This window comes from Arthrobacter sedimenti, assembly GCF_042652025.1.
In the GTDB taxonomy this organism is placed as follows: Bacteria; Actinomycetota; Actinomycetes; order Actinomycetales; family Micrococcaceae; genus Arthrobacter; species Arthrobacter sedimenti.
Map to the genome: position 1 here is coordinate 251271 of NZ_JBHSDQ010000003.1, position 19214 is coordinate 270484.

17 protein-coding genes are annotated in these 19214 nt (G+C 65.9%); 12 read left to right on the forward strand and 5 right to left on the reverse strand.

Annotated elements, in window-relative coordinates; all coding sequences use genetic code 11:
- Positions 1 to 3 precede the first annotated feature (3 nt).
- Together ACFO0G_RS09250 and ACFO0G_RS09255 are read right to left on the reverse strand one after the other, a co-directional pair.
- Positions 4 to 414 (reverse strand): DUF4870 domain-containing protein, encoded by a 411-nt coding sequence (locus ACFO0G_RS09250; protein WP_056336732.1) that lies wholly within the window; start codon positions 412 to 414, stop codon positions 4 to 6.
- A 76-nt stretch (positions 415 to 490) separates the two neighbouring features.
- On the reverse strand, positions 491 to 1339 hold the full coding sequence (locus tag ACFO0G_RS09255; protein ID WP_376977162.1) for a DUF3097 domain-containing protein: 849 nt from the start codon (positions 1337 to 1339) through the stop codon (positions 491 to 493).
- Between the two features lie 174 nt (positions 1340 to 1513).
- On the opposite strand from ACFO0G_RS09255, the gene hrcA reads away from it, so the two are divergent.
- From hrcA to ACFO0G_RS09270, 3 genes are all read left to right on the forward strand, one after another.
- Positions 1514 to 2527, forward strand: coding sequence for a heat-inducible transcriptional repressor HrcA (gene hrcA, locus ACFO0G_RS09260; protein ID WP_286397168.1), 1014 nt, complete (start codon positions 1514 to 1516; stop codon positions 2525 to 2527).
- Between the two features lie 88 nt (positions 2528 to 2615).
- Positions 2616 to 3743: a molecular chaperone DnaJ gene (gene dnaJ / locus ACFO0G_RS09265; RefSeq protein WP_286397166.1), complete on the forward strand. Its 1128-nt coding sequence runs from the start codon at positions 2616 to 2618 to the stop codon at positions 3741 to 3743.
- A 2-nt stretch (positions 3744 to 3745) separates the two neighbouring features.
- Complete coding sequence (locus tag ACFO0G_RS09270; protein WP_376977165.1) at positions 3746 to 4519, forward strand: 16S rRNA (uracil(1498)-N(3))-methyltransferase; 774 nt, start codon at positions 3746 to 3748, stop codon at positions 4517 to 4519.
- Here the strand turns inward: ACFO0G_RS09270 and ACFO0G_RS09275 are convergent.
- Positions 4512 to 5429: a GerMN domain-containing protein gene (locus ACFO0G_RS09275; RefSeq protein ID WP_376977167.1), complete on the reverse strand. Its 918-nt coding sequence runs from the start codon at positions 5427 to 5429 to the stop codon at positions 4512 to 4514. The genes ACFO0G_RS09270 and ACFO0G_RS09275 overlap by 8 nt on opposite strands.
- A 405-nt stretch (positions 5430 to 5834) precedes the next feature.
- On the opposite strand from ACFO0G_RS09275, the gene ACFO0G_RS09280 reads away from it, so the two are divergent.
- The 5 genes from ACFO0G_RS09280 (at position 5835) to ACFO0G_RS09300 (ending at position 11353) form a co-directional block, all read left to right on the forward strand.
- The gene (locus ACFO0G_RS09280) at positions 5835 to 6923 is read left to right on the forward strand and encodes a PhoH family protein (RefSeq protein ID WP_286397159.1); all 1089 of its coding nucleotides are present in this window, start codon (positions 5835 to 5837) and stop codon (positions 6921 to 6923) included.
- The gene (gene ybeY / locus ACFO0G_RS09285) at positions 6920 to 7393 is read left to right on the forward strand and encodes an rRNA maturation RNase YbeY (RefSeq protein ID WP_141941473.1); all 474 of its coding nucleotides are present in this window, start codon (positions 6920 to 6922) and stop codon (positions 7391 to 7393) included. The genes ACFO0G_RS09280 and ybeY overlap by 4 nt, the downstream gene beginning before the upstream one ends.
- A complete protein-coding gene (locus tag ACFO0G_RS09290) occupies positions 7390 to 8721 on the forward strand; it encodes a hemolysin family protein (protein WP_376977170.1) in 1332 nt (443 codons plus the stop codon). Before ybeY ends, ACFO0G_RS09290 begins: the two co-directional genes overlap by 4 nt.
- On the forward strand, positions 8705 to 9664 hold the full coding sequence (gene era / locus ACFO0G_RS09295) for a GTPase Era (protein WP_286397152.1): 960 nt from the start codon (positions 8705 to 8707) through the stop codon (positions 9662 to 9664). Before ACFO0G_RS09290 ends, era begins: the two co-directional genes overlap by 17 nt.
- 96 nt (positions 9665 to 9760) lie before the next feature.
- Positions 9761 to 11353 (forward strand): LCP family protein, encoded by a 1593-nt coding sequence (locus ACFO0G_RS09300; protein WP_376977173.1) that lies wholly within the window; start codon positions 9761 to 9763, stop codon positions 11351 to 11353.
- Positions 11354 to 11434: 81 nt separating this feature from the next.
- Here the strand turns inward: ACFO0G_RS09300 and ACFO0G_RS09305 are convergent, their stop codons facing one another.
- Positions 11435 to 13387 (reverse strand): M13 family metallopeptidase, encoded by a 1953-nt coding sequence (locus ACFO0G_RS09305; protein WP_376977175.1) that lies wholly within the window; start codon positions 13385 to 13387, stop codon positions 11435 to 11437.
- Between the two features lie 253 nt (positions 13388 to 13640).
- Here ACFO0G_RS09305 and leuA point away from each other — a divergent pair, with 253 nt between their 5' ends.
- The 3 genes from leuA (at position 13641) to ACFO0G_RS09320 (ending at position 17083) form a co-directional block, all read left to right on the forward strand.
- Positions 13641 to 15380, forward strand: a complete 1740-nt coding sequence (leuA, locus tag ACFO0G_RS09310) for a 2-isopropylmalate synthase (RefSeq protein WP_286397144.1) — start codon at positions 13641 to 13643, stop codon at positions 15378 to 15380.
- 84 nt (positions 15381 to 15464) lie between these two features.
- A complete protein-coding gene (gene recO / locus ACFO0G_RS09315) occupies positions 15465 to 16217 on the forward strand; it encodes a DNA repair protein RecO (protein ID WP_376977178.1) in 753 nt (250 codons plus the stop codon).
- A gap of 2 nt (positions 16218 to 16219) precedes the next feature.
- On the forward strand, positions 16220 to 17083 hold the full coding sequence (locus ACFO0G_RS09320) for an isoprenyl transferase (protein WP_286397139.1): 864 nt from the start codon (positions 16220 to 16222) through the stop codon (positions 17081 to 17083).
- Positions 17084 to 17085: 2 nt separating this feature from the next.
- Here the strand turns inward: ACFO0G_RS09320 and ACFO0G_RS09325 are convergent, their stop codons facing one another.
- A complete protein-coding gene (locus tag ACFO0G_RS09325) occupies positions 17086 to 18045 on the reverse strand; it encodes an alpha/beta hydrolase (RefSeq protein ID WP_376977181.1) in 960 nt (319 codons plus the stop codon).
- A gap of 95 nt (positions 18046 to 18140) precedes the next feature.
- On the opposite strand from ACFO0G_RS09325, the gene ACFO0G_RS09330 reads away from it, so the two are divergent.
- On the forward strand, positions 18141 to 19211 hold the full coding sequence (locus tag ACFO0G_RS09330) for a quinone-dependent dihydroorotate dehydrogenase (RefSeq protein WP_376977183.1): 1071 nt from the start codon (positions 18141 to 18143) through the stop codon (positions 19209 to 19211).
- Positions 19212 to 19214: the final 3 nt, after the last annotated feature.

Genomic DNA, 19214 nt, shown 5'->3' on the forward strand with positions numbered 1-19214 from the left:
CCGCTACTTGATCCAGCGCAGGTTGTACTGGTAGCGGTGCGGTTGGCCGCGGTTGACGTGGATGCCGGCGGCCACCGAGAAGCACGTGAGCGCCACCCAGATCAGTGTGGCGATGACCGCGAAAATGTTCCCCACGTAGGGGATGAAGACCAGGATGTTGGCCAGGACCGCGGCGATGGTGGGCGGCAGGCTGAAGTTCAGCGCTTCCTTGGACTCCTGGGCGGTGAACGGCCCGCGGTCGCGGAAGATCAGGTAGATCAGCAGCGACGGGATACACCCCAGGATTCCGCCGAAGTGAGCCAGCGTGGCCCATTGGCGGTCTTCGCTGGCCGTAAGCGGCAGGGCGTTGGCGGGTACGCCATGGTACTCGGAACGGCCCTGGCCGTCCCTGTGATCACGTGCGTTTTCTGCCACAGTCTGTGTCCTTCTGAGGTGCAAGTTAGTGCTGACTACTACCAAGAATACTGGCTTTGCGGCCGTCGCCCGCCCGTCAGGGCACGGTGAGGAAATCAATGACTTCCTCAACCCGGCCCAGCAGCGACGCTTCGAGGTCCGCGTACGTGCGTACGGCACCGAGCAGCTTCTGCCATCCGAGGCCGATGTCTTCCTTCGTGGCGTGGGGCCAGCCGAAGGCTTTGAGGATCCCGGTCTTCCAGTCCTGCCCGCGGGGGATGGCGGGCCATTTTTCGATGCCCAGGACTGCAGGGCGGATTGCCTGCCACACGTCCACGTACGGGTGCCCGACGATCAGGACGTTGCCGGCCGCGCCCGGGGACGCCATGACGGCGTCGGCGATCCGGGATTCCTTGGAATCGGGAACCAGGTGGTCCACCAGCACACCGAGTCGGCGGCCCGGGCCGGGCCTGAAGTCCGCGACGGCAGCGGCCAGGTCGTCGATGCCGTGGAGGGGCTCGACGACGATGCCTTCCACGCGCAGGTCGTCTCCCCAGACCTTTTCCACCAGTTCGGCGTCGTGCTTGCCTTCCACCCAGATCCGGCTTGCCTTGGCAACCTGGGCGCGCTGGCCGGAGACGCGCACCGAACCGGAGGCAGTCCTGCCGGCGGGAGCACCGACGGCCGCCTTGGGTGCCGGCGGCATCAACCGGATGGGCTGGCCCTCGAGGAGGAAACCGAACCCCAGCTTGAAGGACCGCGACTTTCCGCGGCGGTCCTCCAATGCAACGACGTGCATTCCGCCGGACTTCTCCACGCGGGTGACGGCGCCCACCCAGCCGGACTGTACTTCCTCAAGCACCATGCCGCGCTCCACGGGGACCTCGGGCAGCTCCGTCCGCGTGGGAGCGGAAATGCCCCGGGGGCCCCAGTTCTGGTAATCCATGGAATCGATCCGCCTAGCGCTAGCTCCTTAGCCCGGGAGTTTCGCCCGGAGCGGTACCAATGCTAACAACGGGCCGAGGCATAATAGACTGTTAGCACTTAGGCATGTCGAGTGCTAACCCCCGGGTGGCACCGGGCGGGGCGGGCGGCCCCGGACCATGGATGGAGGTGGAGAGTGAGCGAGCCACGCAAACTGGAAGTACTGCGGGCCATCGTGGAGGATTACGTCCACTCCCGCGAGCCGGTTGGGTCAAAGGCCCTGGTGGAGCGGCATCATCTTGGCGTTTCCAGCGCCACCATCCGCAATGACATGGCCGCGCTGGAGGACGAGGGGCTGATCACCGCCCCCCATACCAGCGCCGGCCGGATCCCCACCGACAAGGGCTACCGGCTCTTTGTCGACCAGATCTCGGCAGTCAAGCCCCTTTCGGCTGCAGAACGCCGTGCCATCCAGACCCTCCTGGAGGGCGCGGACGACCTCGACGACGTACTGGACCGCACCGTTCGGCTGCTGTCGCAACTGACCAACCAGGTGGCCGTGGTCCAGTACCCGCACCTGAGCAGGGCACTTGTCCGCCACATCGAATTCGTGCTGCTGGCACCGCGGAAGGTCCTCGTGGTCCTCATCGCCAACAGCGGCAAGGTGGAGCAGCGCGTCATGGACGTCGGCCAGGACCTTGGCGACGAGGCGCTGGCCGAGTTGCGCACCCGTTTCCTGGCTGCCCTGGGGGGAACCCGGCTGAGCCACCTCGCCCAGGCCCTTCCCGCCGTCGTGGCTGCAACGCCCCACTCGCAGCGCCAGGCGGCACACGCGCTGGCCGTCGGCCTTGAGGGGCTGGCGCAGAGCAGTCGGGAAGACCGCATGGTCATGGCCGGCACCGCCAACCTCGCCCGGTCCAATGTGGACTTTCCCCTCAGCATTGGCCCTGTGCTCGAGGCGCTCGAGGAACAGGTGGTGATGCTGCGGCTGTTGAGCGAGATGGCCCAGGACCACCGGGGCGTGGCTGTCAGCATCGGAAGGGAGAACCCCTATGACGGCCTTGCCGAGGCCTCCGTGGTGGCCACCGGCTACGGTCCGGACAGCGCAGCCAAAGTGGGAATCCTCGGTCCTACCCGAATGGACTATCCCACCACCATGGCTGCCGTCAGGGCGGTAGCCCGCTACCTTTCCAGGATTTTGGGGCCCTGACTCTTGGCCGCCGGAGCTTGCTCGGACTGTGAAACAAGAGCCCTGGCCGACCAACTGAACGCAGTACAACAAGGAAGAGACACGAATTTTGAGCAGCCACTATGACGTCCTTGGAGTCTCACCCGAAGCTACGGGCGAAGAGATCAAAAAGGCCTACCGCAAGCTGGCCCGCACCCTTCACCCGGACGTTAACCCAGGTGCCGACGCTGCAGAGCGGTTCAAGGCGGTAACGCACGCCTACGAGGTCCTTTCCGATCCCCAGAAGCGCAGGATCTACGACACCACCGGCAACGAAAACGGCACGGACAACGGTTTCGGCGGCGCCGGTTACGCAGGCCAGGGATTCGCGTTCCAGGACATTTTCGACACCTTCTTTGGCGCCGGTGGTGCCTCGGGTCCGGCGTCGCGCGTCCGCCGCGGCCAGGACGCACTCATCAGTGTCCGGATCGACCTCCGCGACGCCGTATTCGGAGTCAACAAGAAGCTCGAGGTTGACACCGCTGTGGTCTGCCCCACCTGTGATGGATCCTGCTGCCGTCCCGGGACCCAGCCGGAACGCTGCGACATCTGCGGCGGCAGCGGCCAGGTCCAGCGGGCCGTCCGCTCCATCCTCGGCCAGGTCATGACGGCAGCCCCCTGCGGCACTTGCGAAGGATTCGGCACTGTCATCAAGGATCCCTGCAACGAATGCAGTGGCCAGGGCCGCATCCGCAGCCGCCGGTCGCTGACCATCAAGGTTCCCGCCGGCGTCGCCACCGGTACCCGCATCCAGCTCTCCGGCCAGGGCGAGGCCGGCCCTGCAGGGGGCCCGGCGGGCGACCTGTACGTCGAGATCCGCGTCAACAACGACCCCACGTATGTGCGCGAAAGCGATGACCTGCACGCCACCCTGCACATCCCCATGACCGCCGCAGCCCTGGGCACGGACGTCAGCCTGGAAACCTTCGACGGTACCCAGGAGATCGACGTCAAGCCCGGAACCCAGTCCGGCGAAATCATCACCCTGCGCGGGTTGGGTGTTACCCACCTGAGGGGCTACGGCCGCGGCGACTTGAAGGTCCATCTGCAGGTGGACACCCCGGCCAAGCTCGACTCCGCGCAGGAGGACCTCCTGCGCCAGCTTGCCAAGCTCCGGGGTGAGCAGATTACCGAAGGCAAGCTGGCCGCCAGCGGCGGCATGTTCGCCAAGCTCCGGGACCGGTTCGGGAACCTGTAGCGGTGAGCAACCCCGTCTTCTTCACCTCCGTCGGTTCCCTGGACGCAACGACGCCGGGCCGCATGTTCGTCCTCGAAGGAGCGGAGGCGCGGCACGCCGTCACCGTCAAGCGGCTGGCGCCGGGCGAGGCCGTGGACATTGTCGACGGCGCCGGCACCCGGATGACCGGAAAGGTCGTCTCGGCCGCACCGTCCGGGCTCGAGGTGGAGTGCAGCAGCCTGACGGTGGAAGACAGGCCGGAGGTCCGGCTGGTGCTGGTCCAGGCTTTGGCCAAAGGCGACCGCGACGAACTGGCCATTGAGACAGCCACGGAACTGGGCGTCGACGCGGTGGTTCCCTGGCAGTCTGAACGGTCCATCGTCCGCTGGAAGGGCGACCGCGCAGCGCGGGCGCACGCCAAGTGGGAATCAACCGTGACGGCGGCCGCCAAGCAGGCGCGGCGTGCCTGGATCCCGGAAGTCCGGGCTGCCGTCGACACCACGGCGCTTTCCGCCGCCGTGGAGGCGGCAGACCTGGCGGTCATCCTGCATGAAGACGCCGTGCGGCCGCTGCGTACCGTCCTGGAGGCATGGCAGGGGAGTGCAGGTGCCGGCCCCCGTGAAATTCTGCTGATCGTAGGCCCGGAGGGCGGCATCAGCCCGCGGGAAGTAACCAAACTCTGCGACAAAGGCGCTGTGACGGCCCTGCTGGGGCACCATGTCCTGCGGTCCTCCACAGCCGGCCCGGCCGCCGTCGTGCTTGCCAGCGACATCCTTGGCCGCTGGACCACTACCTGACCTTAAAGGACCTCGTGTCCTCGTTTTTGTCCGGCTCTCCGCTGGAGCCGGCCTGCGCTACGCGGAGCTCGTAGTCGCCTGGCGGCAGGTTGAGGGCAAGCGTGAAGACGCCCGCCTGTCCCTGCTCTGTACCTGCCGTGGTTTCCCCATTCAGGAAGGGCGCTTTGCTGCCGCCGTCCCCGGCCCGAAGCAGCTGCCAGTGGAGCTTTGCCCCAGGTGAGGTGCTGCGCCCGGTGATCTTCACGCTGCCGCCCGGCACCTCAACGTTTTCCTGGGGGTCGATGATCCATACCGGTGCCACGAGGCCTGCTGCCCGCGTCATGAGTGCGCCCAGCTGGATCTTTCCGAACGCGACGTAGTCAGTGTGGCCGTCCACCAGGATCCGGACCCGGATTTGCTGACCGGTGTCGATCAGCCCGGAACTGGCGGCGGCCGCGGTGGCCGTATAGATCAGCTGCTGGATAGCCCGGGCCGCCATGTCTGCGTCGAGGTTGCTGTTGAAGGCGTCGGCGGAGACATCGACGGTGATGACATCCTTGCCCGAAATGGACGTGGCCAGTTTGCCCGGGTTCTGCCAGGGCGTAAAGAAATCAGGGTCCAGGGGCTTTTCCGACATCATGGCACGCAGGGCCCGCGTGACCGGGTTGTCCTGCTCCGGGACGTCGCGAAATTCGCGGTAAAGGAAGATGCTTGTGCCACTGCGGCCAATCCAGTAAACCGGCGCCTTGTTGGAGGACTGGGTGGTTTCCAGCGGGGCGCTGGTGGAGGGCGCGTCCGGCATGGTGCCCCCTGAGGCGGGGATCGAGGCGGTGGTGCCTGCAGGTGAAGGCCCGCCCTCGGCAGTGCAGCCAGCCAGGACCGGAACGAGCACCAGCATCCCTGCCAGGACGGCCGGGCGCAGGCGGCCCATGGGTCGTCCTGCCCTTTTGGGCACAGAGGTTTCCGGCACTGTCCTGCCCTTGTCCTTTCCTGGCGTGGCGGGCCGATCCCCCTGGCGGCCTGGCGTCCCAGCAGATGCTGGATTTCCAGCATTGCACAGCGGTGCGCGCGGTCAGCCGCTCTGCGCCTCCTTCCGGCCAACTGCAACTGGAACGATATGAGGCCGATATGAAGTTGATACCTAACGCCGTGCCCGGCACGGTTTCATGGGTGGAGCGGCCGCTCCCGTTGAGCCGGGTATCTGCTCCATACCGGTGCTGGCGTAAGATAAAGGGATCGCTGGGCAGGGAGCACCGCGCAACGGGCCCCGGCATCAGCCAAACGCAAACAAGTGATGTCGATCTTCGAGGGGACCACGGGCCTGCGGGCCAACACCATGACTGAATCAGCAAATGGTAAGCGCCGGCTCAACACGGGCGAAGGCAGTCCGGGGGAATTTCCCCACTCCATGCCCGGCACCCGGACCGAAGTTGTCCTCTTTGAGAACACCGACCAGATGGTTCAATCACTTGGCAGCCACGATGAGGCGCTTCGCTTCATTGAAGAGCAGTTTCCCGACGTCAACTTCCACGCCCGCGGCAACGAACTGTCCATCAGCGGCCCCGTCACGGACGTCCCCCGGATCATGCGGCTCCTCCAGGAGGTCCGCGGCCTGGTGGCCCGGGGCACTGTCATCACGCCGGCGGTACTGCAGCAGCTGGTGTCGCTGCTGCGCACCCAGTCGCTGCAGAATCCCGTGGACGTGCTCACCCACGACATCCTCTCCAGCCGCGGCAGGACCATCCGGCCCAAAACCCTCAACCAGAAGAACTACGTTGATGCCATCGACGCCAACACGGTGATCTTCGGCATCGGGCCCGCCGGTACGGGTAAGACCTATCTGGCCATGGCGAAGGCGGTCCAGGCGCTTCAGCAAAAAGAGGTCAGCAGGATCATCCTCACGCGCCCCGCAGTGGAGGCGGGGGAGCGGCTGGGGTTCCTGCCCGGCACGCTCAGCGACAAGATCGATCCCTATCTCAGGCCGCTCTATGACGCCCTGCACGACATGATGGACCCCGAATCCATCCCGCGGCTCATGGCCGCCGGCACCATCGAGGTGGCGCCCCTGGCCTACATGCGCGGGCGAACCCTCAACGACGCCTTCATCATCCTCGACGAGGCCCAGAACACCACGCCGGAACAGATGAAGATGTTCCTCACCCGGCTTGGATTCGGATCCAAGATGGTGGTCACGGGGGACGTCACCCAGGTGGACCTGCCGTTCGGGACGCGGTCCGGGCTGCGGATCGTTGAGGAAATCCTGCAAGGCATCGACGGGGTCAGCTTCTCCGTCCTGGACGCCGCCGATGTTGTGCGGCACCGGCTCGTGGGAGACATTGTCAACGCCTACAGCATCTGGGACGAAACCCAGCGCAACCGGGTCAAGCACTCAGCCGGCAGGGAAAAACGGGGGGAACACGCGTGAGCATCGAGGTCAACAACGAGTCCGGCATCCAGGTGGAGGAATCCGAGCTCGTTGCCCTGTCGCGGTACATCTTTGAACAGCTCTACATCCACCCGCAGGCCGAACTCTCCATTCTCCTCGTGGACGAACCCGCCATGGAGAAGCTGCACATCGAGCTGATGGATGAACCTGGCGCCACGGACGTGCTCTCGGTCCCCATGGACGAGCTGACACCCGGGACCCCGGACCGGCCCACGCCCCAGGGGATGCTGGGCGACATCGCCATCTGCCCGCAGGTGGCCAAGGTCCAGGCCCGGAACGCCGGCCATTCGCTCCAGGACGAGATGCTGCTGCTGACCACGCACGGCATCCTGCACCTGCTGGGCTACGACCACGCCGAGCCGGAAGAGAAAGCGGAGATGTTCGGGCTCCAGCGCGAACTCCTGTCCGGCTTCACCGGCAAAGAAGCCCCGGCCGAGACAACCCAGTGACGCAACTGCTCCTGGTCGCGGTGGCACTGGTTTTCCTTGCCGTCGCGGCCGTGCTTACCGCGGCCGAGGCCGCCTTCAGTTTCCTTCCCCGCCACGACGCCGAAGAGGCACTGCACCGGAGCCGCGGCACCGCCATGCGCCGCATCCTTGCCGAACCCGTGGCCCACACCCGGGCCCTGCGGTTCTGGCGCGTCTGGTTCGAGATGGCCTCCGCCGTCGCCGTCGCGGTGCTGGTCGCCAGCCTGCTGGACAACGTGTGGCTCGCCGGCCTGGTGGCCACCGGCATCATGGCCCTCCTGGGCTTCGTGATCGTGGGAGTGTCACCCCGGCAGCTCGGACGGTTGCACTCCACAGCGGTGGTCCGCTTCACCGCCCCGATGGTCCGGTTCCTCACCAGCGTGCTGGGACCGGTTCCGGGCTGGCTGGTCGCCATCGGCAGCTCAGCAGCGCCCGGAGCGCCCGGCGGTGACGACGCCTTCTTCAGCGAGCAGGAGTTCCGTGAACTCGTGGACCGGGCCAGTGAGTCCGACATGATCGAGGACACCGAGGCGGAGATGATCCAGTCGGTGTTCGACTTCGGTGACACCCTGGTGCGGGCCGTCATGGTACCCAGGACCGACATCGTCAGCATCGACGCCGGCTCCAGCCTGCACCAGGCAATGTCCCTCTTCCTGCGCTCCGGCTACTCCCGGATCCCTGTCATCAACGAAAACACCGACCACATCCTGGGCATCGTCTACCTCAAGGACGTTGCGTCCGTCATCCACCAGCTGGGCGCGAACCAGGAACCACCCCTGGTGGAGTCCCTCGCCCGGGAGGTCCGCTACGTGCCCGAGTCCAAGCCCGTCAGCGACCTCCTGCGCGAACTGCAAAAGGAATCCACCCACGTGGCCATCGTCATCGACGAATACGGCGGTACGGCCGGGCTTGTGACCCTTGAGGACCTGATCGAGGAAATCGTGGGTGAAATCGTGGACGAATACGACACCGAGAGCGCGGAAGCGGTGGCACTGGACGACGGCTCCTACCGGGTGAGCGCCCGGATGGGCATCGATGACCTCGGCGAGCTGTTCGACCTGGAGATTGACGACGACGAAGTGGACACCGTGGGCGGCCTGCTCGCCAAGGCGCTTGGCCGCGTCCCGATCGTGGGCAGCACTGTCGAAGTGCAAGGCGTATCCCTGCGGGCGGAACGGCTGGAGGGCCGGCGGAACCGCGTCAGCCACATCATTGCGGCGCCCGTACCAAGAGTAGAGACTGACCTTGAAGGCCTCCTGGAAGAGGCCGAAGCAACCCAGCAGGGAGTTCCACGTGAGCAAGAAAAATAAGGCCGAACTACCGGACGACTTCGGCGGCTTCCGCGCCGGGTTCTCGGTCCTGGTTGGCAGGCCCAACGCGGGCAAGTCCACGCTGACCAATGCCCTCGTGGGCAAGAAGGTGGCCATCACCTCCGCCAAGCCGCAGACCACGCGGCACACCATCCGGGGCATCGTGCACCGTGACGACGCCCAGCTGATCCTCGTGGATACGCCGGGGCTGCACCGTCCCCGCACCCTCCTCGGAAAGCGCTTGAACGACCTCGTTGCGGACACGCTGGCGGAGGTGGACGCCATCGGTTTCTGCCTGCCGGCAAACGAAAAAATCGGCCCCGGCGACAAATTCATCGCGGCCCAGCTTGCCGCCGTCGGGCGCAAGCCGGTGATCGCCATCGTCACCAAGGCAGACCTCGTGGACAAGCAGGCGCTGACTGAACAACTCCTCGCCGTGGCCGCCCTGGGACGCGAGGTGCTGGGGGAGGACGGCTGGAAGGACATTGTCCCGGTCTCCGCTGCCGACGGCTTCCAGGTGGAAACGGTCGCCGACGTCCTGATCAGCCACATGCCGCCGTCTCCGCCCCTGTATCCTGACGGCGAACTGACCGACGAGCCTGAAGCGGTCATGGTTGCCGAACTCATCCGCGAAGCCGCCCTGGAGGGGGTCCGGGACGAGCTTCCGCACTCCCTGGCCGTGGTGGTGGAGGAGATCGTCCCCCGGGAGGACCGGCCGGACGACAACCCCCTGCTGGACGTCCGCGTCAACCTCTACGTGGAGCGGCCATCCCAGAAGGCCATCATCATCGGCAAGGGTGGCAGCCGGCTGCGGGAAGTGGGAACCAACGCCCGCAAAGGCATCGAAGCCCTGCTGGGCACACGGATCTACCTGGATCTTCACGTCAAGGTGGCCAAAGACTGGCAGCGCGACCCGAAACAGCTGGTCAAACTGGGTTTCTGACCTACGATGAAGGCGTTCGGCGGAGCGCGCCGGCACGTTCTCCACACTGGACCACTAAAATGGACCGGATTTCGTATTTAGAGGAAGGTTCACCAGGTGGATCCAGGCCGCGATGGACGCGACAACGAGGCTGACCTGTCATCCGGGACGGGACCGGTATCCCGCCACGCAAACGGCGGTGCCGTTGGTGCTGCCCGCCATCTGGGCCCCCTGCGCGGGATGCCGTTATGGCTGAAGGCCCTCACCGGCGTGGTGGCACTGGTCCTCGTGGCCGCGATCGCTTTCGGCGGATTCTGGTTTTTCCGGCTCCAGAACAACATCTCCAAGGCGCCGCTGAACGCCGGCGGGGAGAACACCGAGGCCGCCGGGAACGATGCCACCGGCCGGCTGCAGATCCTGATTCTCGGCTCCGATACCCGCGACGGGAAGAACTCGGAGTACGGAACCAGTGACGATTCCACCGGCTACGGCAAGTCGGACGTGATGATGCTGATGGACATCTCCGAGGACAACAAGCGCGTCAACGTCATCAGCTTCCCGCGTGACCTGCTGGTGGATATTCCCGATTGCAAGGACAAGAAGACCGGCAAGGACTACCCGGCCCGCACCGGTGTGATGATCAACGAGGCCATGAGCGAGGCCGGCATCGGTTGCGCCGTGGACACCGTCAACAAGCTCACCGGCATGCAGGTGGACCACTTCATGATGGCCGACTTCAATGCCGTGAAGGAGCTGTCCAACGCAGTGGGCGGAGTCGACGTCTGCATCAGCGACGCCGTTTTCGATCCCGATTCCCGGCTGCGTCTGCCCGCAGGAACTTCCTCGGTACAGGGCGAAATGGCGCTTGCGTTCCTCCGGACCCGCCACGCTTTTGCCGACGGCGGCGACCTGGGGCGGATCAAGGCGCAGCAGGGCTTCCTGTCGTCGCTGACCCGCAAGATCAAGGATGAAGGAACGCTGTCCGACCCGGCGAAGATGCTGAAGATCGCCGACGTCGTGACCCAGAACCTGACCGTTGATGACGGGCTTGCTTCCGTTCCCACCCTGCTGACCATCGGTACCCGGCTCAAGGACATCGACATCAGCAAGGTGGCCTTCGTGGCGGTGCCCACCACGCCGGCGCCGGTTGATCCCAACCGGCTGGTCATCGCGGAGCCTGCGGGTGCACAGCTGTTCTCCGCGCTGCGGAAGAACGTGGACCTCACCGATCCCACCGCGCCCGCCTCGCCGTCGCCCAGCGAAACCGCAACACCGTCTCCGGCGCCCACTGAGACCGCTCCGCCGGTGCCGCCCTACAACAAGGCCATCCAGCCCGTCACTGTCGCCAACGGAAGCGGCGTCAGCGGCCGCGCGCAGGAGATCGTCCAGGCATTGGTTGCCGGCGGCTTCACGCAGACCGGCCAGTTCCTCGCCCAGCCGGTGGCCAAGACAGCCGTGTATTACGGCAACGGCTTCGCCGACGTTGCGGCCGACGTCGCCGCGCTGCTGGGGATTCCGGCCACCCTCATGATTCCCGCACCGGGGGTATCGGGCGTGCAGGTCTACGTCGGCAGCGACTTCACCAGCGGCACCACCTACGGAGCAGGAGCAGGCGGCGGGACTGCACCCGCTTTGCCGCAAGACATCGTCAACCAGACTGCGGGCGACAAAGTCTGTCAGCAGGCCAACCCTGAGCTGATCGTACGGTAGTAACAGTTCCCCCGCGACGGTGACAGTTCACCGGCAAAAAGTTGGGCCCCGCCGTACAGGCGGGGCCCAGCTTTTATTTAGCTACCAGATGCTGACGCGCTCGGCGGCCGGCATCCACATTCCGTCGTCCTCAGTGACCTCAAACGCCTCGTGGAAGGAGTCCAGGTTCTTCGCGATCGCGTTGGTCCGGAACTCGTTGGGGGAGTGGGGATCGGTGGCAAGCCGGCGGATGGCCTCTTCCTGCCGGATCACCTGGCGCCATCCCGCCGCCCAGGACGCGAAGAAGCGCTGTTGGCCCGTCAGGCCGTCCAGGACTTCCGGTTCCTTGCCGTCGAGGCTGATCTGGTACGCCTTGTAGGCGATGGTCAGGCCTGCCAGGTCGCCGATGTTTTCACCGAGCGTGAGTCGTCCGTTGACGTGGTGGCCCGGCGCGGCGGTGGGGGACAGGGCGTCATACTGGGCCACGAGCCGCGCCGTCAGGGCCTCGAAAGCCTGGCGGTCCTGGTCCGTCCACCAGTTGCGGAGGGCTCCGCCGCCGTCGAACTGCGAGCCCTGGTCGTCAAAGCCATGGCCGATTTCATGCCCGATGACGGCGCCGATGCCGCCGTAGTTGACGGCGTCGTCGGCGTCGGCGGTAAAGAACGGCGGCTGCAGGATGGCGGCCGGAAACACAATCTCGTTCATCATCGGATGGTAATAGGCGTTGACAGTTTGCGGCGTCATCAGCCACTTGGTCCGGTCCACGGGCTTGCCCACCTCATCCAGGTGCCGGTCGACGTCGGCGTTGTGTGCCCGTTCCACGTTGCCGAGGAGGTCGTTGGGGTCGATCTCCACAACGGAGTAATCGATCCACTTGTCCGGGTAGCCGATCTTGGCCCGGAAGGCCTCCAGCTTGCGCAGGGCCTCGGCCTTGGTGTCCTCACCCATCCAGCCCACCCCGGTGATGCTGCGGCGGTAAGCCTCAATGAGGTTCGCCACCAGGGTCTGCATGCGCGCCTTGTGGGTCTCGGGGAAGTGGCGTGCCACGTAGATCTGACCGACGGCTTCACCCAGGGCGGCTTCGACGACGGCGACGCCCCGCTTCCACCGGTCCTTGTTGCGGGGCGTGCCGCTGATGGTGGTGCCGTAGAAGGCAAAGTTGGCGTCCACGAAGCTTGAGGACAGGTAGGGAGCGGCACCGCTGATGACCCGCATGGCCAGCCACTCCTGCCAGGTCTCCACGGGGACCTCGTTCAGGAGTCCAGCCGCGCCGGTAAAGAAGTCAGGAGTGCTCACCACGATTTCCGCCCGCTTGTCGGCATCGATTCCGGCAGCATCGAACCAGGTGCCCAGGAGCGGGAAGAGCTCGCTGGCTTCTTCCGCCGTCTTCAGGTTGTAGGTCTTCTGCGGATCACGCAGGGTGACGTTGTCCCAGTGGTGGGATGCAAGCTTCGTCTCCAGCTGCACAACCCGGCCGGCTGCGCCCTGGGGATCGGCCACTCCGGCGAGTTCGAACATCTTCTCCACATGCGCGGTGTAGGCGGAAACGATGGGAGCGAACTTCTCCTCCCGGTAGTACGACTCGTCGGGCAGGCCCAGGCCGCCCTGACCGGTGTACAGCAGGACCCTGTCCGGGTTGCCCGCGTCGGGGGCAGGGTAGATGTAGAACAATCCGCCCACGTCCGCGCGGAACAACCGGCCCGCCAGTGCGATGAGATCCGGTACCGAGCCGGTGGCAAACACCTCGGCCAGCCGCGCGCGGATGGGCTCCATGTCCTTGCCCTCAACAGCGGCCTCATCCATGAAGCTGTTGTAAAGGTCGCCGATCTTCCGCTCGATCCCGGTGGCGTCCGCTCCCTTGGCCGCAGCCTCCTCGATGATGTCCCGGACAGCGATCTCCGACCCGTCGCGGAGCGCGGTGAAGGTTCCCTCCAGGGGCCGGTCGTCCGGAATCTCGGTTGCTTTCAGCCACGCGCCGTTGACGTGCTGGTACAGGTCATCCTGCGGCCGGACTGTGTGATCAATGGTGGACAGATCGATCCCCGAAATGGGCACTGCAACTCCTTTTGCTGGAACGCCGCTGCCGGGCGGAACACCCGAGGCGTCTGCATGCTGGACTTTACGGACGGTAGTGCCCTTTCATCTTACGCACCCGTGTTACCCTCAAAGAGTGCGTGCAGAGCTCCTTCTCCTTAGCTGCCGCGGCGAGGCCACAGACGCTATCTAGCGCACGGCCCACCCTCGCTGCGGAGTTTGTGTTGCCCGGCCACCCTTTCACTGAAGATCGATAGAAAAGGCCACGAACGTCATGCGAAACGCACAGAAGCCCTCAGGAATGCCTGCCCACCGGTACACGCCGTTCCAGGACCAGATCAAGGTTGAACTCCCGGACCGCACCTGGCCGGACAAGGTCATCACCAAGGCCCCGCGCTGGTGCGCGGTGGACCTGCGCGACGGCAACCAGGCCCTGATCGACCCCATGAGCCCGGCCCGCAAGATGAAGATGTTCGACCTGCTGGTCCGCATGGGTTACAAGGAGATCGAGGTCGGCTTCCCGTCCGCGTCCCAGACGGACTTCGATTTTGTCCGCCAGCTCATCGAGGGCAACCACATCCCGGACGATGTCACCATCCAGGTCCTGACGCAGGCGCGCGAACACCTGATCGAACGGACCTACGAGTCCCTGGTGGGCGCCAAGCAGGCCATCGTCCACCTCTACAACTCCACCTCCGTGCTGCAGCGGCGCGTGGTCTTCAACCAGGACCAGGACGGCATCCTGGACATCGCACTCCAGGGCGCCCGCCTGTGCAAAAAGTACGAGGAAACCCTGGCGGACACGCACGTGACCTACGAGTACTCGCCGGAGTCCTTCACCGGCACCGAACTGGAGTACGCGGTCCGGGTGTGCAACGCCGTCGCCGACGTCTTTGAAGCCTCAGCGGACCGCCAGGTGATCATCAACCTGCCCGCCACCGTGGAGATGGCCACGGCCAACGTCTACGCGGATTCCATCGAATGGATGAGCCGGCACCTGCACCCGCGCGAAGGCATCATCCTGTCCCTGCACCCGCACAATGACCGCGGCACCGGTGTTGCCGCGGCCGAACTGGGCTACATGGCCGGTGCCGACCGCATCGAAGGCTGCCTCTTCGGCAACGGCGAACGCACCGGCAACGTCGACTTGGTCACCCTGGGCCTGAACCTGTTCGTCCAGGGCATCGACCCCATGATCGACTTCTCCAACATCGACGACGTCCGCCGCACCGTGGAGTACTGCAACCAGCTGCCGGTCCCGGAGAGGTCGCCGTACGGTGGAGACCTGGTGTTCACCGCTTTCTCCGGCTCCCACCAGGACGCCATCAAGAAGGGCTTCGAAGCCCTGGAGCGCGACGCCGCTGCAGCAGGCAAGGCCGTGGACGAGTTCACCTGGCAGGTGCCGTACCTGCCGGTGGACCCGAAGGACCTGGGCCGCAGCTACGAAGCCGTGATCCGCGTGAACTCTCAGTCCGGCAAGGGCGGCGTAGCCTACCTGCTGAAGAACGAGCACAGCCTGGACCTGCCGCGCCGCGCACAGATTGAGTTCTCCGGCGTCATCCAGCGCCGCACCGACACCGTGGGCGGGGAGGTCAGCGGCGCGCAGCTCTGGCAGATCTTCCAGGACGAATACCTGCCGTCCGGGCAGGCTGACGGGCAGTGGGGACGCTACTCCCTGGGCGGCGTCAAGACGGAAACGGATGCCGACGGCGGCATGACGCTGCACGCGTCCCTCGCCATTGACGGTGCGCAGGTAAGCCGCACCGGCACCGGCAACGGTCCCATTGCGGCCCTGCTGAACATCCTCCACGAGGACGGCGTCGACGTCCGGGTGCTGGACTACAGCGAGCACGCGCTGTCCGAAGGCGGCAACGCCATGGCCGCCGCCTATGTTGAGTGTGCCGTGGGGGAGCGGGTTCTGTGGGGCGTAGGGATCGATGCCAACACCAGCATGTCCTCCCTCAAGGCCGTCATCTCGGCAGTCAACCGCGCCATCCGGGACGCACAGGCCTGACACCGGTAGCTGGTGGCGCCGCTTCAACCGGCGGCGCCACCACGCCTTGGCAGCATCCTGCCGCGCAGGATGGGAAGATAGAGCGTGCCCCAACAGTCTTTCGCCTCCCGTGCGTACCGGGACGACGCCGTGGTGCTCCGTACCCACAAGCTGGGCGAGGCGGACAGGATCATCACCCTCCTGACCAAGCACCATGGGCAGGTCCGGGCCGTCGCCAAGGGTGTGCGCCGCACCAGCAGCCGTTTCGGTGCCCGGCTTGAACCCTTCATGGTGGCGGACCTCCAACTGGTCTCGGGACGCACACTGGACATCGTGACCCAGGCCGTCGCCAAAGGTGCCTATGGTGGAAGTATCGCCGCGGACTACGGCAGGTACACGGTTGCCGCAGCGATGACCGAGACGGCGGAGAAACTCACGGATGTGGACGGCGAGGCCGGCACCGCCCAGTACAACCTGCTGGTGGGGGCCCTCGCCGCGTTGAGCCGGGACGAGCATGCCGCCGGCCTCATCCTGGACTCCTATCTGCTGCGCGCGCTGGCTACCGGCGGGTGGGCGCCCAGTTTCACCGATTGCGCGCGCTGCGGCCTGCCCGGCCCGCACACGGCGTTCTCCGCGCCCCTGGGCGGCATGGTCTGCGCACAGTGCCGCCCGCCGGGGTCACCCGCCCCTGCGCCCGAGACTGTCATCCTGCTGGCTGCGCTGCTGACCGGGGACTGGACGACGGCGGACGCTTCCCAGGCCCAGCACCGCAAGGAAGCGGCGGGGCTGGTGGCCGCATACCTGCAGTGGCATCTGGAACGAGTACTGAAATCCCTCAAACATGTGGAGCGTAGCTGACAGTGGCCCTGGGAAAAAAGAACAATGCAGCCCGCAGGCGGACCCATCCCGTGGTGGCCCCCTACCCGCACCCTTCCGGTGCGGTGGCTCCCTCCATTCCGGCTGAGTTCATTCCGCGGCACGTGGCCATCGTGATGGACGGCAACGGACGGTGGGCCAACCAGCGGGGCCTGCCCCGGATCGAGGGGCACAAGGCGGGGGAGCCCGCGCTGCTTGACGTCATGGCCGGAGCCATCGAGCTGGGCATTGAGTACGTCAGCGTGTACGCCTTCTCCACAGAGAACTGGCGGAGGTCGCCCGAAGAAGTCCGCTTCCTAATGGGATTTAACAAGGACGTGCTGCGAAGGCAGCGGAACCAGCTCGATGACTGGGGAGTGCGCGTCCGCTGGGCCGGCCGGCGCCCGAAGCTCTGGGGTTCGGTGATCCGGGAGCTGGAAGAGGCCGAAGAGTTCACGGCAGGCAACAGCACCTGTAATTTGACCATGTGTGTTAATTACGGCGGCCGGGCTGAGATCACCGATGCCGTGTCCGCCATTGCTGCCGACGTGGCAGCGGGCAAGCTGAAGCCCGGTGCCATTACGGAACGGACCATCCAGAAATACCTCGACGAGCCTGACCTGCCGGATGTGGACCTCTTCCTGCGCAGCTCCGGCGAGCAGCGGCTGTCCAACTTCCTCCTCTGGCAGTCCGCCTACGCTGAGTTCGTCTTCATGGACACGCTGTGGCCGGATGTGGACAGGCGGACACTCTGGGCCGCCGTCGAGGAATATGCCCGCAGGGACCGCCGCTACGGGGGTGCCGTGGATGCCGCTGCTGCTCCCGCGGACGTCCGGCACGATTCCCCGGCGGGGCTCCAAGCGGAATAGCCTCACCCGTACGCGCGCAGCCAACGGGCCAGCCTTGAGTAGGCATCGGACCGGATCGGCTCGGGGGAGAGGAAGACGTCGTGCAGCGCGCCGTCAATCCGCTCAAGGGTTACGGTGCGGCCCAGGGTCAGCGCCCGGGCGCTGATGGTATTGACGTCCAGGACGGCATCGGTGCGGCGCATTTCCTCGGACCACAGCAGCCCGTTCGCGCTCCCCTTGGAGAGCAGGACCAGGATCGGCGCTTCGATTGCCAGTCCGCGTGCCACCCGCGCATGCCCTGCCAATACCGCCCTCAGCCACCCTGCCCGCACAGGGAACGCCATCCGGGGCCGGTAGCGCTCGTCAAGCGGCCACTCGCCGTCGGCAGCGCTGCTGATGGTGCGCCAGTAATGGCCGCGTTCGGGCAGGCGCAGGACTGTTTGGGGCCGGAGACGGGCCACCGGCCGCACCATGCCGGCCGCAGCACGCCGCACAAGGGAGCTGCCGTGCATCTCCAGCCACGGACTGTTGAGGACCAACAGCGAGACGTCTCCCGGGTGGCGGCTGGTCCAGAGGGCTGCCACCAGTCCGCCGGTGGAATGGCCCATCAAGGCCAGGGGGCCGGGGGCGCCTTCGGTGCGGATGATGCGCCGCGCTTCTTCAATCTCGGCGTCATATGCCGCGAGGTCCGCCACATACCCACCAGGTGATTCCGGGCGCAGGCTGCGGCCATGGTTGTGCATGTCCAGGGCGTAGAAGTCGTATCCCGCCCCGGCCCAGAACCGTGCCAGGTCCACATTGAAGAAATAGTCGCTCCAGCCGTGCAGGAACAGGACTGCACCGCGGCGGCCGTTGGCTGCGGCCCTGTCCGGGTCGGGCCGCAGCCGTACCAGGGTTGCGGTCCGCTCCACACCATCAGGTCCGGTGGCCACAAAGGAATGGGACTCAAAGTCCCCGCCCAGAATGTCCTGCTGCCACTGCATGACCTCATGCTAGACCGGCCCGGCGGGTGCGTCCGTTCCGGTCGGGCTGCTTCCTCGTTTTGGTATGCGGCCCCTGGAAACGGGAAACTGGAGGCATGCGCGTTTACCCCACTTTCTTCAGGCTGGCCTTTTCATGGATGGACGCCGAGCGCGCCCACAAGATCGGATTCAAAGGCATCCGGCTCGCGCATGCGTCAGGCGCCGGGAAGCTCCTGCAGAAGCTGACGGCGCCGGCACCGTCCCTCCAGACCGCTGCCTTTGGGGTTACGTTTCCTTCGCCCTTCGGGCTGGCTGCCGGCTTCGACAAGGAAGGGCTCGGCATCGAGGCCCTCACGGACCTTGGGTTTGGCCACGTGGAAGTCGGCACCATCACTGGCCAGGCCCAGCCGGGCAATGAAAAACCGCGGCTGTTCCGACTGGTGGAGGACCGCGCGGTTATCAACCGGATGGGTTTCAATAACGACGGTGCCTCGGCCGTTGCACCCCGGTTGAAGGCGGCGCGCGCCGCGCTTCAGCGCCGGTACCCGGCGGTGCGCCCCGTTATTGGCGTCAATATTGGCAAGACCAAGGTGGTGGAGTTGGCGGACGCCGTTGACGACTACCTGGTGAGCGCCCGCAGCCTGGCACCGGCCGCGGACTACCTGGTGGTGAATGTCAGTTCCCCCAACACGCCGGGACTCCGGCTGCTCCAGGACGTGGAAACCCTCCGCCCTCTCCTGACGGCTGTGGGACAGGAAGCTGACCGGGCTGCCGGACGCCACGTGCCCCTGCTGGTGAAGATCGCCCCGGACCTCAGCGACGAGGACATCGACGACGTCGCGCGCCTCGCCCTGGACCTGAAACTGGACGGCATCATCGCCACCAACACCACCATCGCCCGGACGGGACTGGCCTCGCCGGCGGACCAGGTGGCCAGGTGCGGTGCCGGCGGCCTGTCCGGAGCCCCTCTGAAAGCGCGGTCCCTCGACGTCCTCAAGCGGCTCAAGAAGGCCACCGGCGACTCGCTGACACTGGTGGCGGTGGGCGGTGTGGAGTCGGCCCAGGACGTACAGGAAAGGCTCGACGCCGGCGCAACCCTGGTGCAGGGCTACACAGCATTCCTTTATGAAGGTCCGTTCTGGGCAGCACGGATCAACAGGCAACTGGCAAAGAACCGCCGCTCCTGACAC